This is a genomic window from Sphingomonas sp. R647 (assembly GCF_020177055.1).
In the GTDB taxonomy this organism is placed as follows: Bacteria; Pseudomonadota; Alphaproteobacteria; order Sphingomonadales; family Sphingomonadaceae; genus Sphingomonas.
The window spans coordinates 178732-194553 of sequence record NZ_JAIQXT010000003.1 but is presented as its reverse complement, the minus strand read 5'-3'; the positions used below and the strand labels follow the sequence as shown (position 1 = coordinate 194553).

Below are 15822 nucleotides of genomic sequence, written 5' to 3'. Positions count from 1 at the left end.
TCGGCGAAAGACCGCCCGGATTGCCACGCGCATCAAATCCGGGCGGGCCGTGCGTCGGAGAAGAACGCGCGAACCCGGGCCGTGTGCCGTTCGGTGTGCCGTGCGAACAGGGCGGAGATCAAAATCGTCGCCGCAAGCACCGCGACGACAAGCGCGATGTTCGCTCCGGTCGCGGGCAAACGCTTGTCGTCGAGCAACAACGCAGCGGCGAAGGCGATGATCGGGAAATGCAGGACATACAGCGAGAAGCTCGCCTGCGCGCCATAGCGGGCGAACGGCCTCAGCCAGCGGGGCGCGGACAGATCGATGCGCAACAATGTGTAAAGCAGCACTGCGAACGTAAACGCCAGCGGCAGCTCGGTCCCGTCAAGCCCGAGGAGTCGCGAATAGATTAGGGTTCCGAGGAACGGGATACCTGCACCGATTAGCCACAAGCGGCGTAGTGGCTGCAAGCTCTGCCTCCCGGAACGGTGGGTCACCCAGAACAATGCCGCCCCGCAAAGCCAGCAGGCAAAGCCAACCAGCATATTCGGCACGATCCAGGCGAGGAACAGGGTGGCGAGCAGCAGTGACGGGCGTCGCCTGCGCCAGCTGACCCACAGTGCCGGAAACCAGATATAGAACCAGAATTCATACGCCAGGCTCCACAAAGGACCGTTGGTGCCGAACGGAGCTACGGCAATGCTTTGAAGAAACAGGATGTTGCCGAGGAGGGTCTGCCATCCCAGCCGCTCCGCAAGGTTGTTGTTCAGCACATAGGTGTCGGTCGCGCCGGTGTGGGTCGAGGACTCAAGGCCATAGAGGCCAATTGCGTCCAGGATGCCGCCGATCGCAAACGCAGGCAGCACAACGACCAGCAACCGCGCGAGCCGGTCGATCCCATAGCCCGTCCAAGCCCAGCCTGCGGTCATCCGCCGGTCGACGCTCTTTGCGATCCAGTAACCGCTGAGGACGAAGAACAGGATGACGCTGGCATGGGCGAAACCGGCCAGAAAATAACCTGCCGACGCAATCGTCGTGGCCTGTCCCGAATAATCGGCGATCAGGAGATACCAAGCATGGGCGAACGCCACCGTCACCGCCAGCACGCACCGCAGGGCGTCCATGACGACGAAAGCCCCGCTTGCCCGCGTCTCTACACCGCCGTCGCGCGCCGACGGATCGCCGCCCCCGCCTGTTTGGTCCACCGCCCCCATGCGGATAATACGACGCCCGGGCGCGCATCCCTTGCGCGATCTGCAAGATTTCTCCGGCGACGCTCTATGACAGCGACGCAGTGAGTCGCTGACGTGCGCGATACAGGCGCGTCTCGACCGCCTTTTCGCTGATCCTCAGCGTTTCGGCGGTCTCGGCCTGGCTCAACCCCTCAATCGTGCGGAGCACCAGTGTCTCGCGCAGATTGGCCGGCAGTTCGGCGATGGCAGCTGTGACCTGCCGCAACTCCTGGCGATCGGCGGTCGCGGTTTCGATCGACGGCGTTGCGTCGGCGGTGTCGGCGGCATGGTCGAGCGGAAGCACGACCGAGATCAGGCGGCGTATCGCCCGGCGGCGGCGCAAGTCGCGCGCCTTGTTGATCGCGATGCGCGACAACCAGGGGCGCATCGACCGCGCCATGTCGTAACGCCGCAGCGCGCGATGCGCGGCGACGAAGGCTTCCTGCACGATGTCGAGCGCTTCGTCGTCGTCACCGACGATGCGCGCGACGAGCCGATGCAGTGGATCCTTGTGACGGCGCACGATTTCAGCGAACGCCAGCTGACTTCCACCAAGGCACAGGGCGACCAGCTCGCCGTCCGTGCGGTCGGCAAGTGCGTCGGTCACCGTGCGTCTTCGGTCAGTGCCTTGGTCACTGCGGCGTCAAACTTCGCCGCCTGATCGGGTTTGAGCAGAGCCCGCATCGCGAAGATATGCGCCAGCGTTTCCTTCTGAAGCTCCCCCATCGTGCGGTGCGAAGCATCGACCGCGGCGGCGACGCGCGGGCCGTTGCCGTGCTCGGCGGCGATCGCTTCGGCAAGCCGGGCGTTCTCGGCCTTCATTTCCAGTTCGAGCGCGCGACGGCGCACGGCAAACGCTTCCTCAAGTACATGCAGCTGTCGTTCCTGCGCCGCGTCCAGACTCAGTTGGTCGTGAAGAACCGCATGGAGCTCCGCCCCGGGCTGTGCCGCCGGTTCGACAAGATATCGTCCGGCGACCACCCCGAGCAATGCGGCGAGGAAAACCAGTATCACGATGATCCCGGTGCGCCGTGTGTTCATCGGGTCGCGCCCAGCAGTGTCGATGGGGCGAGCGGACTGGACGCGCCCAAAGGCGACAGCACCGGCGCGGCCTGCGCATCGGTCGATGGAACGACGTTGCTGAAAACGCCGAGCGCCAGTGCGAGGCCCATCGCCCCCAACGTGGTGCCGGCACCGAAGCCCGCAACCGGCTGTTGCGCGATCGCATTCAGGACTCGGTCTTCCAGACCCGCCAGTCCCCGATGCGGCGTTCCTGTCGCCAGCCGCTGAAGGGCATCGTCGATATTGGTTTGCATGACTGCCTCGTAATCCGCTGCTTCCCATACGTATGAGAATGCACGATCCCTCAACTACGCCGGTTTGAGGGGTAAAAACCGGTACTGCGTATTGGGGGCATATCACAGGAGTTCGAGATGAAGTTCAATCCATTCGCCGCCGTCATCGCCGCCCTCGCCATGGTGCTGATCCCGGCAACCGCGTTCGCACATCCCAAGCTGGTCACGGCGACGCCCGCCGCGAACGCAACGGTCGCGCGCACGACGACGATCACGCTGACCTTCAGCGAGCGCCTGACGCCCAAGCTTTCCACTGCCACGCTGATCATGACCGGGATGCCAGGAATGGCGAACCATCCCGACATGAAGATGGCGGGCGTCACCAGCGCCGTTTCCGCCGATGGCAAGTCGATCATCCTCACCTCGGCCAAACCGCTGCCCGCGGGCAGCTACCGCGCTGACTGGGTCGTGATTGGCGCGGACACGCATCGCATCACCGGCCAGCACAGCTTTAGCGTCCGCTGATCATGAGCGACTGGGTGGCGATCGGCCTGCGTTTCGCCGCCTATGCCGATCTCATGCTTTTGGCGGGCCTTGCCATGGGTGGCGGTCTCGGTCGACATGCGCCGGGGATTGGCGGACGTGTAATAGGCTGGCTGGCCATACTAGGCGTGGTCATCACGATCGCCCAGCTTGCTGCGACGTCCCTGGCCATGACTGGCTACGACCTGGCCATACTGGATCGGGAAATGCTCACGTTCATGGCGTTTGAAACGCCGATGGGCATCTCTCATATCGTGCGCGCCGCCGCGCTCGGGTTGCTGGCGGCGTTCCAGCTCGCCGGGCGGGCGAGCAGGCCGGTTGCGGCCGCGCTGGCGCTCGTTGCGCTGGGTTCGCTAGCCTGGACCGGTCATGCCGGCGCATCCGAAGCGGCGCTGGGCTGGGCGCACCGCAGCAGCGACATCGTTCATCTGGTTGCGGGCGCGCTGTGGATTGCAGCGCTGGCGATGTTCGCGCGGCTCCTGCTGCTCGACTTTGCGACGCCCGGCGGGGCAACAACTGCGATCGCCGCACTGGCACGCTTCTCCGGCATCGGTGGGATCATCGTCGCCGCGATCGTCGTCAGCGGAGCGATCAACCTTCTCGCGATTGTCGGGATCGAAGGTCTCTCCACGACATTTGGAACATCATACGGACAGCTACTTGTGCTGAAGCTCATCCTGTTTGGCGTCATGCTCGGTCTGGCCGGGTTCAACCGCTGGCGGCTCGTGCCAACCCTGGAGACGGCATTGGGCGGCGATAGGCAGGCCATCGCGCAGCACCGATTGCGGCTGGCGATCCTGGTCGAGACGGCGGCGGCGGTGCTCATCCTCGCTGTCGTGGCGGTCCTGGGAACTCTGTCACCGGTCGGGTGATTGGCACGGATTGTCCGTCCGGGCGTTGTGGTGAATCCTAGGAGAAAGCCATGAAGAACCTTGCAATCCCGCTACTGCTCGCCGGGTCGCTGACCGTGGCAGGCTGTTCCGACAATGCGCAGCAGAATAGCGCGCACGATATGGCCGCCACGTCGGCCGCCAACGGAGCGAGGCCGATGGACATGTCGGCCGCCAGCCCCGGCGACCCGCCGGCGACCCAAGGGTACAAGAAGTCGATGAACGACATGATGGCCAACATGCCAAAGTACACTGGCGAGGCCGACACGGATTTCATGCAGCAGATGAAGGGGCATCATCAGGCGGCGATCGCCATGGCCGAAACCGAACTGCGCCACGGTGACGATCCAGAGGCGCGGGCGTTGGCGGAGAAGATCATCCGAGATCAACGCGCGGAGATCACTGAAATCGACACCTGGCTGGCGGCTCGAAAATAAGCGGCTTGACCCTGACATGATGTCAGACATTATTGCCGGGTCATGGAGGACGACTCGATGACCAATGCCGACCACAAGGCTCATGACGAACACAGCTGTTGCGCGACCCAGCCCTCGACGTCCGCGGTCAGGGATCCCGTATGCGGCATGACCGTCGATCCTGCGACAACTGCGCATCATGCCGCGCATGACGGCGAAGATTACCATTTTTGCAGTGCTGGCTGTCGAACCAAATTTGTTGCCGATCCTGACAAATATCTGAGCGATGCCCCGCGTCCGGAACCCAAGGCAATGCCGGGCGCGATCTGGACTTGTCCGATGCACCCGGAAATCCGTCAGGAGGGGCCGGGCACGTGCCCGATCTGCGGCATGGCGCTCGAACCGGAGGAGCCTTCGCTCGACGATGCGCCTAACCCGGAGCTGGTCGATTTCACCCGCCGTTTTTGGGTATCCGCCGCGCTCGCAGTGCCACTGCTGATCGTGTCGATGGTCGCCGAGATGCTGGGCATCGAGATCGTCAGCCCCGCCGCGTCGCCCTGGGTTCAACTCGCGCTTTCTGCGCCGATCGTGTTGTGGGCGGGCAAGCCTTTCTTCGAGCGTGGCTGGATGTCGATCCGGACGTGGCACCTCAACATGTTCACGCTGATCGCAATCGGCGTCGGTGCCGCTTTCCTCTACAGTCTGGTCGCGACTTTCGCGCCTGGCTTGTTCCCGCCCACGTTCCGTATGCACGGCGGCATGGTGCCGGTCTATTACGAGGCGGCGGGCGTCGTGGTGACGCTGGTGTTGCTCGGGCAAGTGCTGGAACTGCGCGCCCGCGCGGCGACCGGGCGCGCGATCCGCGCGCTGATGGATCTCGCGCCCAAGACCGCGCGCCGTGTCCGTGAGGACGGGTCGGAGGAAGAAGTGTCACTCGGTGACGTGGCGGCGGGCGACAAGCTGCGCATCCGGCCGGGCGATGCAATCCCGGTTGACGGCATAGTTATCGAAGGGCGTTCGTCGGTCGATGAATCGATGCTCACCGGTGAGTCTCTAGCAGTCGGGAAGTCGGCGGGCGATGCGCTGACCGGCGGAACCGTTAATGGCACTGGCAGCCTTGTCATGGAAGCCCGAGCGGTGGGGGCGGACACGATGCTTGCACGGATCGTGCGGATGGTTGCCGAGGCACAGCGCAGCCGCGCCCCGATCCAGGCGGTTGCCGACCGCATTTCGGGCTGGTTCGTGCCGCTGGTGGTCGCAATCGCGATCGCGGCTTTCATCGTATGGAATTTCGTTGGACCGGAGCCACGCTTCGGCCATGCACTGCTCAATGCCATCGCGGTCCTGATCATCGCCTGTCCGTGTGCGCTTGGCCTCGCCACTCCAATGTCGATCATGGTCGGCACGGGTCGCGGCGCACATGCTGGCGTCCTCGTCAAGAACGCAGAAGCACTTCAGGCGCTGGAAAAGGTCGATACGCTCGTGATCGACAAGACGGGCACGATCACCGAAGGCAAGCCGAGGCTCGTTGCCACCCAAGCCCTGCCGGGGTTCGACCAGGACGATTTGCTTGGCCTGGCCGCTGCGGTCGAGGCACAATCCGAGCATCCGCTCGCACACGCCATCGTCACGGCCGCGACGGAACGCGGCGTCATTGTTGGAAAGGTAGAGAACTTCGAATCCCAGACCGGTCTGGGTGTCAGCGGAGTGATCGATGGCCGCATCATCGCGATTGGCAACGCTACGCAGATGACCCGTGTCGGCGCCGATCCGTTCGCGCTGGAGGCCGCTGCCGACCCGCACCGGAAGACTGGAGCCGGGGTCATGTTCATCGCCATCGACGGGTCGCCGGCAGGACTACTCGCGGTCGCCGATCCGGTCCGCGCAAATGCCCGCGAGGCGATCGCCGCGTTGCGCGCCGAGGGTCTGAAAGTCATCATGCTTACGGGCGACAACCAGGCCACTGCCGACGCGGTCGCGCACGCAGTCGGCGGCCTTGACGATGTTCGCGCCGATCTCAGGCCAGAGGACAAGGCGCGTATCGTTGGCGAACTGAAGGCGGCTGGGGCGAAGGTCGCGATGGCCGGCGACGGCATCAACGACGCGCCCGCACTGGCGGCGGCGGACGTGGGGCTGGCGATGGGAACGGGCACCGATGTGGCGATCGAGAGTGCGGGGATGACGCTGACCCGTGGAGATTTGACCGCAATCGTCCGAGCACGCAGACTGGCCGATGCGACGATGCGCAACATCCGCCAGAATTTATTCTTCTCGTTCCTCTTCAACGGACTCGGCGTACCGATTGCGGCGGGCGTGCTCTATCCCCCGTTCGGCATCCTGATGTCGCCGATGTTCGCGGGCGCGGCGATGGCGCTGTCTTCGTTCACCGTCGTCCTCAATGCCCTGCGATTGAACCGGGTGAAACTATGAAAATCGGACCCGCGTCGGAGGCGAGCGGTGTCTCGCAGCGGATGATCCGGCACTACGAGAAGATCGGCCTCGTCCCGGCACCGCCGCGCCGGGACAGCGGCTACCGCGATTATTCCGACGCCGACATGCATCGGTTGCGCTTCATCGCCAACGCCCGTGACCTTGGCTTCCCCATCGAAGAGATCCGAACGCTGCTTGATTTGTGGCACGACGGCGCGCGGTCGTCGGCCGACGTTAAGTCGCTGGCGACCGCACGCGCCGAGGAACTACACCGCAAGGCGGAGGCGCTCGAAAAAATGCGGCGCGCGCTGCTTGATCTGGCGGCCCGATGCTGCGGTGACGACCGCCCCGACTGCCCGATCATAGACTCGCTTGAACGACCGACCTGATGTTCTTCTTTGGTCGTATCGCGTTCGTGAACGATCAGGCGGTGCATGATCAACTACGCGTGATTTGCTGCAGGGAGACATTCTGGTTTCGGTCGATGGGGGTCGCTGGGGCGCGGGCAGGCTATTCTTGATGACCAAGGGCCGCACTAACCGGCACTTCTTTGCGACGTCACATATGCTTGATCCGTGGAAATCCAGCCTTTTCCAGAAGATATGATGGTGCTATTGATGGTGCTGGTGATTTCCCACTGCCAATTCGCGTAGGAAATCAGCTACTTGAGTGCCGATGGGAGTGTTCTTCTGGCACCATTTTCCGGTCCAAGGACGTCCCCAGACGTCCAGCAACGGACTGAAAAATAAGCGCTTTTCCTGCTACTTTGTCCGACGCTGTTCGGGTGGATTTGCCCACAGATGCCCCCATTTGGTGGTACATCTGGGCTCGTTTTCCACCCGGTTTTCGGATGGAGATACCCCATGGCGCTTACCGTTCTCAGCATCAAGAATGCCCAGCCTCAAGCTAAGGCCTACAAGCTCTCGGATGAGCGTTCTCTCTTCCTCCTGGTGATGCCCAACGGCGCCAAATACTGGCGCCTTCGTTACCGGTTCCTCGGCAAGCAGAAGACGCTGGCGCTTGGCGTCTGGCCAGAAGTCGGCCTGGCTGAAGTACGCGAGAAACGCGACGCAGCCCGAAAGCTGGTGGCCGAGGGCCGGGACCCGGGCGCGGAAAAGAAGCTCAGGAAGATTCGTGCCCAGTTCGACGCCAGCACGTCGTTCAAAGCCGTCGCCGAGGAATGGATCACGAAGATCACTCGCGAAGGACGTGCGGGAGTCACCCTAGACAAGGTGCAATGGCTGCTCGGCAAAGCTTACCCGCTGATCGGCGATCGCCCGGTCAATCAGATCGAAGCGCTTGAGGTGCTCGCGGTTCTGCGCAAGCTTGAAGCCACCGGCAGGTACGAAAGCGCGCGCCGAATGCGCAGCGTTATCAGCCGGGTTCTGCGCTACGGAATTGCCACCGGACGCGCGCAACGCGACGTGGCGGCAGATCTCCGTGGAGCGATCGTCGTTCCCAAGACCAAGCACTACGCTGCAATCACCTCCCCGAAGCAGGTGGGAGAACTCCTTCGCGACATTGAGGATTTCTCAGGCTACGGCATCACGAAGTTCGCGCTTCGGATGACCCCGCACGTTTTCGTCCGTCCGGGCGAACTGCGGAAGGCCGAGTGGGCTGAGTTCGATTTCGAACGCGCCGTCTGGTCCATCCCCGCCGACAAGATGAAGATGCGCTGGCCCCATCAAGTCCCTCTCTCAAGTCAGGTCCTTGAGTTGCTCGACAAGGTCAGGCCGCTGACCGGGCACAGTCCCTACGTCTTCCCCGCTTGCCATAGCTGGAAGCGACCGATGTCGGAGAACACGATTACGCTCGCGTTGCGTCGCATGGGCTACGGACAGGAGCAGATGACGGCGCACGGGTTCAGGGCAATGGCTGCAACCCTGCTAAACGAGATGGGTATCTGGAACCCGGATGCGATCGAGCGCCAACTTGCCCACATGGAGAACAACGGCGTCCGACGCGCGTATGCCCGCGGACAATATTGGGATGAGCGCGTCCGTATGATGCAGCACTGGTCAGACTACCTCGACCTGCTTCGCAGCGGCGGGCAAGTTCTGTCGGTCGAATTTGGTCAGCGAAGGCGGATTTAGCTGCTGCCCGATGGCCGAAAATGGGCCGGAAGCGGACTGACAGCTTTTCGCCTGACGACCTCATAGGTTGCCTCGGGGGTTTCAAGGATTTGGCACCAAAACTCTTGCAACGAGTTTAGTATCGACGTGTACCCTACGGAGCGCGTTGTTAGTCGCCGCCGAGCAAATCCCCCAGGTTTTCCGGAAATGCGCGAAAGCTAGGTAGCAGCGCTTCGACCTTGTCGATGACTTCCTCCAATAAGGCCGCGACGTCATTCGCAAACTCGCGTTCGGCCTTCAAACGCTCGATCAAATCACTGGCCTGTCCCCGCGACTCTACCCACCCTTCGACAAAGTCCATCGCGAGGGGCAGCGATCGCTGCTGGCGCAGCACCGCCATCACCAGCTTCGTAAAATGCGGCGCATCGGGCATCGTGTCGCGGCCGCCTTCGACCGCCAACTGCTCGACGATCGCGCGGTGGAAAGCGACAATACTGTCTCCATCCCGCACGAGGAAGAAGCCGAGTTCGAGGATCTCGTCGAGAATTTGATCGGCCTCGTATCCCCGCGCGGAGCGGAGGCGCGTCGAATGAATGGCACGGTCAATAAATTCAATTGCATCATCGCGGTGCAAATTCGACTTTGCATGTAGTACCATCATTAGCGCGATCGACTGCATGAGGCGGATCATTTCATGGGGATCGACACGCGAGCTGCGTTTGAACGCCCCCTTTCCGGCATCGTGGCGGAACATAATCGTCTCTACCAACGCTCCGACCAGTCGAGACCGGGTTAAGGGTACGTTGCCATATTCCCGAGCGACGATACCAGCGATCTGAGCGAATAGCGGGTTGGCGAGGAGGCCGGTGTCATTCTCTAATTCGAGCACGAACCGCGCAGATGCGTGCGGTAGTGACCGCTCGACAAGCCTGCGTGTCTGCGCGGGGGAAAAGGGCTGGATCGTCAGTGTCTCAGCACCCGGGAACAGATCCGGTAGATGCTCCGTCTGCCGCGAAGTGACGACGATCGACAGGTTATTTCGCGTTTCCGCGAGCCGGGTAATCTCTTCGGCGATTTCACTTCGTTGTTCCGGCGCGACTTCGTCGAACCCGTCGAACAGCAGCACTGTGGAATGTTCGCGCAGCAGCCGATCGATCGTGCCGCGACTAATGCCGAGCAAAATAGACAACGCACTGATCAGGGACAAATCAGCGTTAACCGCGCGCAGCGGGAGATATAGCACAACCGGATCAGCGACTTGGACCCAAGGTCTGAAACTGTCGGCCGGATCTGTGCCTCGGTCATTCATTTCGGCGCGCATCGCCTCGGGAAGGAGGTCCTGCGCCAGTTTCTTGAGGAAGGTCGTTTTCCCCATACCTGGGGCGCCTACCACCACTGCCCGGTAACCGCCGCCGGACGTGATTCGCTGGGCGACATCGGCAAAGTGGGAGATGTTGCCGCGTTCGTCGCGCAGTTCTGGCGTAACGAAGATCTGGTCGAGCTCGTAACGTTCGCCGAGCACAGAGACGCGCTCGATCGATCGCGCCTGCGTCTCGAGAGCTAGCCCGAGCTGCTCCTGCGCCTCACGCTCGAACAACGTCGCCAGCGCCGCCTTCTCGCTGTCGTTGGTCTTCAGCTCGGGGGGTGGCCGTTTCACGAAACAGCGCACGACGCCGCCCCCTTCTTCGAAGCGGATCGCGTTCTCGCCTCGCTCCTCGCGAAATGCGTGAAGGACGTGGAACCCCTGACCGACGCCTTCGACCGCGCCGAGCTTGCACAGCAAATTGGCGAGCCGACGGTTCCCAGTCAGCGATGCCCCAGGCTGATCGAGCAACGCTTGCCAATCGTGCCCCTCAGGAAAAGCGCCGGGATTGAGGATTTCGACATACGCTTCGTGAACATGGACCTGGACTCGTCCCGGACCCAAGAAATCGCGGTGCGTGAGCGCATTGGCGATCGCTTCGCGCAGCACTTCCGGCCGGATCTCATATTCATCTGTCCGAACTCCGGTTTGGGAATAGACTGAGTGTCGATCAAGACTCTTCAACGTCAGCTCGACCAGTCGCTCGAATTGCCGGAATAACGTGCCATCGATCCGGGTAGTGTTTGTCTTCCCGGATTTCTGCCCGTTAGAGAAAACCGATTCGATCTCTGGGAAGAAATGGTGGGGAGACTTGCCAAGGCAGAGTAGCGCAGCGGTCGTCGGACGCCGATCGGTCGCCGAATAAAATAGTCCGAGCTGCTTGGCCGCCTCGACACCCGGCAGTGTCATGCCGAGCTCTGTCTCCGCCAGCGCGATCACCGCCGGCTCGTCAAGATCGTCGTAAGTCGCGCCGTCGGGCGGCACCCGGTGCGGATCCGCGTCCCGCGCCGGCCCCGCGGAGATGGCGCCAGAGGTTTCCACCAACGCGCCGGTTATGTTGGTCGCGATCCAGAAAGCACCTTCACCTTGGCTGATCGTGTAGTTTGGTGTCTGCTTGGTCAGCGCGCTTTCCCCATGCGCTTCTAGCTTCGGCTTCACATAGTCGAGCAGATCGGTGACCGAGATCATGCCGTGCTGGCTTTTCTTACCGCCCAGACCGGTCGTGATCGCTTCGCAGAAATAATGGGTGAATAGGCTGCCTTGCTGAGCAACCTCGCGGCTTAGTTCGATATCCTTGCATGATGCGAGCACGCACGACCCGGCACTGACCGGAAAAACCCCGCTCGACTTTAGACCAGTCGAGGTCGCTCCACCCGAGTGGCATGCGTCGATGATGAACAGCGTCTTTGCAGCGCCTTGGCCCTGCAGCAGTGTCGAGGCGACGGAGAACAGCGCAAACTGGTCTTCACCGAACTCGAAGGCGAATTGGTTGGCCTCCCATCTTCCGTGGCCGGTGAAATAGAGGATACGCTGTGCGGTGTCGCGAGTCGCGGCAATGAAGTCCGAAAGCGAATTCAGAAAAGTACCCGCGGTTGGGCAGTCCAGTAACGGCGCGCCGGGCATGAACACCTCGGCGCCGCCGTACAGCGCGTCGGTCAGCGTTTCGACGATTTTCCGGCAGTCGGCCTCGCCATGTTCGAGAACCGGCGCCGACTTGGCACTACAGACAAACAGCGCTCTTTGTGTCATTCGGCTCTGGACATCATTAGGGAGGAAACGGACTTGGCTTTGCAGATATCGCTCGGCGACGGCGCCGACATTAGCGCGTCGCTCGATCTAAAGGAACTGATGGACAAACTTCGCCACGAAGGCGTCCACGTCGAGCCAGTGACTGCGTCCGAGTCTGGTGCCAAATCCGCGATTCTGATCGGACTTTCGATCGCGAGCGTGACGCTCAGCACGATCAGTACCACGATCGCCGTGCTTAATTTCTGGGGTAACAAGAACAAGAAGAACTACCGGATCGTGCTCCATAGCCGTGGCCAAGTAGTTCCATTGGCCGATCTCTCAAGCGGTCAGCTCAACCACGTCGCCGACGCCGACGAGAGCGCCGAGATCGTGATCGAGAAAATCTGATTGGGCCTTATCTTTACACATGGCGCCCAGCGCTCGCTGTCACACAACCCAGTAGTTTGCGGCGCTCGGACGGATCTGAAGCCGAGACGGTCTTCCGCTTCGGTTTGAATGGGGCGATCGCGATGAAAACTTGGACCGGCCATCGTCACATTTGACCAAATCGCGACTGCGACGGCGAGCGAATCTGTCGGTCGATGAGCCGCGTCGTTATAGTGACGCCGCGGGCTGTCAGCGATAAAGTGACTGGTCGAACGTCGTCTCGACTTCCCCGTCGCGTACGCGGGTGCCGATCGATTTCGGCGCTGGTTTGTCGAAATCCTCTTTGATGAATTGAAGCGGCAGCTTTTGGGGCGGCACCCACCACGTTCCATGGCAGCTAATGGGGCGCAAAGCCGCAATCAGATCACTCGGCTCGGCTTTCGACGAAAGTCCTCAAGCTACTGACAAGGACGAGCCGGCTCGCGCCAACCTTAGCCGTCTGAATATCTCCGGCCTCGATCAGTTCGTAGAGTTTCGAACGGCTAATACCGATCATGCGGCACGCCTCCGGAATTCGAACGGAGATTCGTTCGTCGTTCAATGCAGTTTCCTCAGCTTTTCGATTACGGGGTCATCCGTTGCGGCTGGTTCTTGACCGGCTAGCATCTCGGCCATCTGATCGATGAAATTCTCGAACTGACGGGCTGCGGACGCCCGGCCCGCGTCGTCGGGCTTCGGCAACACAGTTGCCAGAGCGAGCTGGTGGCGGAGCATACGGGCAAACGCTTCCCAGAAGATGCCCTGCCTTCGTCCGAGCGCTTCGATCCTCCGCTCAATTCCGGTGGCGCGAACTTCGAGCGCTTCAAAGTTCCCGCCGCCCTCGCGGCGATTGAACCACGCATCTAGCGCTTCGACCAGGATATCCGACTTTGCCTTGCCGGTGACCTTCGCACGCTGTGCCAAGCGCTTGCTCAGTTCCTCGGACAGGAACAGCTGATGGCGGGTCTTGAACGTTTTCATATGCTCGATCTGCTTCCGGTTCCCGCAGGCCTCAAGAGGCCCGCGGACCGCCTGGCGGGCGGTGTCCGTCATTGTCGCGATCTGGCGCGACAAGGGTAGGGAGCCGGGAGCACGCTGGGCTTTCTATTTCTACGATCGCGCCCCGCGTCACATGCCGATCGATGGCCCGCCACGGCCACGCCCGACATTCCAGCTCATCGAGTCGCCGTGCGGGATGCCGGTGATCTGCTGGCCGATGTGCCGCTCCATCTCCAGGCGCCACGGCACCAACACAAACTCGCGTGATTGCTCGATCAGGGCAAAGCGGCCCGATGCGGATTGGACCGAGCGCCGATAGATGCCATCGATGCGCTCGCCGGATACCGCTTCTCGAACGCTCATACCCATCTCGTTGCTGAGCTGCCCGGCCAGGGTCCGTATCTCGCGCTGCCGAAGCGCGTCCGTCGTGGCGTGGCGGAGCCGTAAATGATCCCCGTCGATATCGGCGAGCTGCTGATCGACCAGCCATTGCTGGCGCAGACACAGCGCCCGATTGAGGTCCTTGCCGAAGCCGTGCGCGGCAAGCTTGAGTGGCTCCTGCGACGCGAGTTCCTTGTCGAGCCAGGTCGGTGCATCGAGCGTCGCCTGCTTCTCGGCCGAGACGGGCGATAGGGTGATGATCGCCATCGGCGACTTGTCAGCCCTGCCGCGCTCATAGTCGCGTACGCGGTCGAGGTGATCCGGTGCGATCGTCCAGCTGCCGTCGGGCATGCGCTCGACGTTCCCCGTCGCGCGCCGGATCGCCTCCAGCCGGCGGACATGAGTCTTCGCAAACTCCTCACTGGCGTTGCGGTCATGCCTGAGATGGATATCGACGCTGTAGCGCCCGCCATTGGCCCCCGCGATCTCGGCGATGGTGCGGTCCGACTTCCGGGGTTCGATCTGGCGCGGTTCCAGTTTCACCAGGCTGCCGCGCGGCGTCGGCTGATCGTCAGTGCCGATATCAACATAATGGGTGCGCCCGTCGATCCCGTCGATGATCAGATAACGGCGGTCATGGTGATCGCCCGCCGCGCCGCGCTGGACGACTTGCCCGATGATCGGCTCGGCGACACGGGCCGGACCGTGGATAGCCATCGGCTGCAGGCCGCGACCTTCTGGCAACAGCTCCATCGCCTTGTGCATCGTGCGGATGATGTCACCGCGCCGCCCCAGATCGGTCAGTATCTTCTCAAGGTCAGGTGCGAGCGACCAAGTCAGATTCCCAGTTGGCTCGGCGAGTTCCATCCGCTCAAGCTGGCGGGCACGGCTAATGAGCATCTGCTGGTAGCTGTTGTCGCCGCCCGTCGCTCCACCGTCCTGGCGGAGATCGACGATGTTGTCCTCGGCCCGCTGGAGGATCGCGCGATCAAGCCGCGTCAGTCTTTCGGCATCGACCTCATGGGCAAGCTGCTGGCGTAGCTCGAGTTCGCTCTGGGGCCCTAGTGCGCGTGTCATGATCTCGGACGCGCGGTGGCGAATGCCATGGGCGATATAGTCGCCGGCAATGTTGAGGGTTTTCCCGTCCTCGGTGACCCCGCGAACGATGACGTGCGTATGGGGGTGGCCGCTGTCGAAGTGATCGACCGCGATCCAGTCGAGGTTGGTGCCTAGGTCCTGCTCCATCTTCGCCATCAGGTCGCGGGTCACGGTCTTCAGCGTATCGAATTTCGCGCCATCCTCGGGTGAGACGATGAACCGGAACTGGTGGCGGTCATCGGCCCCGCGCCCGGCGAACTCTTTGCCGTCCACTTCATCCGCGAACGTGGAATAGAAGCGGCCCGGCTCGCCCTCCCGACTGACGCCATCGCGCTCCAGATAACGGAGGTGTGCGCCCACCGCTCCGGCCTTGCCGGCAAGCTTCACGACGCGGGCCTTCACCGCCACGCGGCGCGGACGAACGCGAGCACCGCTGCGACCGTCGATCGACCAGCCCGATCCGCGCGGGAATGCCGCCGCGAACTTTGCGCCGCGTCCGCGTGCATTGAAGCGCCCGGTTCGCGGCGCAGGCGTTCCCGTGTTGGGCGATGGCCCGCCTACCCGTCGCGGGTTGCCGCCGAGCCGCGCGGTGCGCGCGAGGATCTTTGCCTGCATGCCAGACTTACGCCCCCTCCGAGCGCCAATGCGTCCGGGCCTGATCTCGAAATGGTCGTCGTCCTGCGCCATCTTCGAGGATATGCGGATGACCCAACGCTGACGGCAAGTATCTCGCGGAAAACTCACGGCATTCCGCGGGTTTGAAGGGTGCGATCATCGCAACAGCCTCGCGAAGCGGTGCTCGCGAGGCAAGCCGTCTCTCTAAAAAAGGATGTGCAGACAAAGCGTTAGCGCGAAAAATGCGGTGAGCCGTTTTTCGCTTTATCTTGCATATACCCCTTCTTTCCTCCTCCACTGCCTCCGCTATTCTCGCCTTTCCCTCCCTGCCTGCCGCCCACCATCAACCGCT

Annotated in this window: 15 protein-coding genes; 7 read left to right on the top strand and 8 right to left on the bottom strand. The window is 62.4% G+C overall.

Annotation, left to right across the window (positions count from 1 at the left end):
* Positions 1 to 32 precede the first annotated feature (32 nt).
* The 4 genes from K9B35_RS07860 to K9B35_RS07845 form a co-directional block, all read right to left on the bottom strand.
* Positions 33 to 1187 carry an acyltransferase family protein gene (locus K9B35_RS07860; protein WP_224921281.1) on the bottom strand — a complete coding sequence of 385 codons (1155 nt, stop codon included), beginning with the start codon at positions 1185 to 1187 and terminating at the stop codon, positions 33 to 35.
* Between the two features lie 73 nt (positions 1188 to 1260).
* On the bottom strand, positions 1261 to 1821 hold the full coding sequence (locus tag K9B35_RS07855) for an RNA polymerase sigma factor (RefSeq protein ID WP_224921280.1): 561 nt from the start codon (positions 1819 to 1821) through the stop codon (positions 1261 to 1263).
* Positions 1818 to 2255, bottom strand: coding sequence for a periplasmic heavy metal sensor (locus tag K9B35_RS07850; RefSeq protein WP_224921279.1), 438 nt, complete (start codon positions 2253 to 2255; stop codon positions 1818 to 1820). Before K9B35_RS07850 ends, K9B35_RS07855 begins: the two co-directional genes overlap by 4 nt.
* Complete coding sequence (locus tag K9B35_RS07845; protein WP_224921278.1) at positions 2252 to 2530, bottom strand: hypothetical protein; 279 nt, start codon at positions 2528 to 2530, stop codon at positions 2252 to 2254. The genes K9B35_RS07850 and K9B35_RS07845 overlap by 4 nt, the downstream gene beginning before the upstream one ends.
* A 117-nt stretch (positions 2531 to 2647) precedes the next feature.
* Here K9B35_RS07845 and copC point away from each other — a divergent pair, with 117 nt between their 5' ends.
* From copC to K9B35_RS07815, 6 genes are all read left to right on the top strand, one after another.
* Complete coding sequence (gene copC, locus K9B35_RS07840; RefSeq protein ID WP_224921277.1) at positions 2648 to 3034, top strand: copper homeostasis periplasmic binding protein CopC; 387 nt, start codon at positions 2648 to 2650, stop codon at positions 3032 to 3034.
* A gap of 2 nt (positions 3035 to 3036) precedes the next feature.
* The gene (gene copD, locus K9B35_RS07835; RefSeq protein ID WP_224921276.1) at positions 3037 to 3924 is read left to right on the top strand and encodes a copper homeostasis membrane protein CopD; all 888 of its coding nucleotides are present in this window, start codon (positions 3037 to 3039) and stop codon (positions 3922 to 3924) included.
* Between the two features lie 50 nt (positions 3925 to 3974).
* The gene (locus tag K9B35_RS07830) at positions 3975 to 4379 is read left to right on the top strand and encodes a DUF305 domain-containing protein (RefSeq protein WP_224921275.1); all 405 of its coding nucleotides are present in this window, start codon (positions 3975 to 3977) and stop codon (positions 4377 to 4379) included.
* Between the two features lie 57 nt (positions 4380 to 4436).
* Positions 4437 to 6788 carry a heavy metal translocating P-type ATPase gene (locus K9B35_RS07825; protein ID WP_224921690.1) on the top strand — a complete coding sequence of 784 codons (2352 nt, stop codon included), beginning with the start codon at positions 4437 to 4439 and terminating at the stop codon, positions 6786 to 6788.
* On the top strand, positions 6785 to 7177 hold the full coding sequence (gene cueR, locus K9B35_RS07820) for a Cu(I)-responsive transcriptional regulator (RefSeq protein WP_224921274.1): 393 nt from the start codon (positions 6785 to 6787) through the stop codon (positions 7175 to 7177). The genes K9B35_RS07825 and cueR overlap by 4 nt, the downstream gene beginning before the upstream one ends.
* Positions 7178 to 7651: 474 nt before the next feature.
* Positions 7652 to 8881, top strand: a complete 1230-nt coding sequence (locus K9B35_RS07815; RefSeq protein WP_224921273.1) for a tyrosine-type recombinase/integrase — start codon at positions 7652 to 7654, stop codon at positions 8879 to 8881.
* Between the two features lie 148 nt (positions 8882 to 9029).
* On the opposite strand, the gene K9B35_RS07810 is transcribed toward K9B35_RS07815, so the two are convergent.
* Positions 9030 to 11972 (bottom strand): caspase family protein, encoded by a 2943-nt coding sequence (locus K9B35_RS07810; protein WP_224921272.1) that lies wholly within the window; start codon positions 11970 to 11972, stop codon positions 9030 to 9032.
* A 33-nt stretch (positions 11973 to 12005) separates the two neighbouring features.
* On the opposite strand from K9B35_RS07810, the gene K9B35_RS07805 reads away from it, so the two are divergent.
* Positions 12006 to 12359, top strand: coding sequence for a hypothetical protein (locus K9B35_RS07805; RefSeq protein WP_224921271.1), 354 nt, complete (start codon positions 12006 to 12008; stop codon positions 12357 to 12359).
* 403 nt (positions 12360 to 12762) lie between these two features.
* On the opposite strand, the gene K9B35_RS07800 is transcribed toward K9B35_RS07805, so the two are convergent.
* From K9B35_RS07800 to K9B35_RS07790, 3 genes are all read right to left on the bottom strand, one after another.
* On the bottom strand, positions 12763 to 12939 hold the full coding sequence (locus K9B35_RS07800) for a helix-turn-helix domain-containing protein (RefSeq protein WP_224921270.1): 177 nt from the start codon (positions 12937 to 12939) through the stop codon (positions 12763 to 12765).
* Complete coding sequence (locus K9B35_RS07795) at positions 12936 to 13358, bottom strand: hypothetical protein (RefSeq protein WP_224921269.1); 423 nt, start codon at positions 13356 to 13358, stop codon at positions 12936 to 12938. The genes K9B35_RS07800 and K9B35_RS07795 overlap by 4 nt, the downstream gene beginning before the upstream one ends.
* A gap of 147 nt (positions 13359 to 13505) precedes the next feature.
* Positions 13506 to 15470 (bottom strand): DUF3363 domain-containing protein, encoded by a 1965-nt coding sequence (locus tag K9B35_RS07790; protein ID WP_224921268.1) that lies wholly within the window; start codon positions 15468 to 15470, stop codon positions 13506 to 13508.
* Positions 15471 to 15822 lie beyond the last annotated feature (352 nt).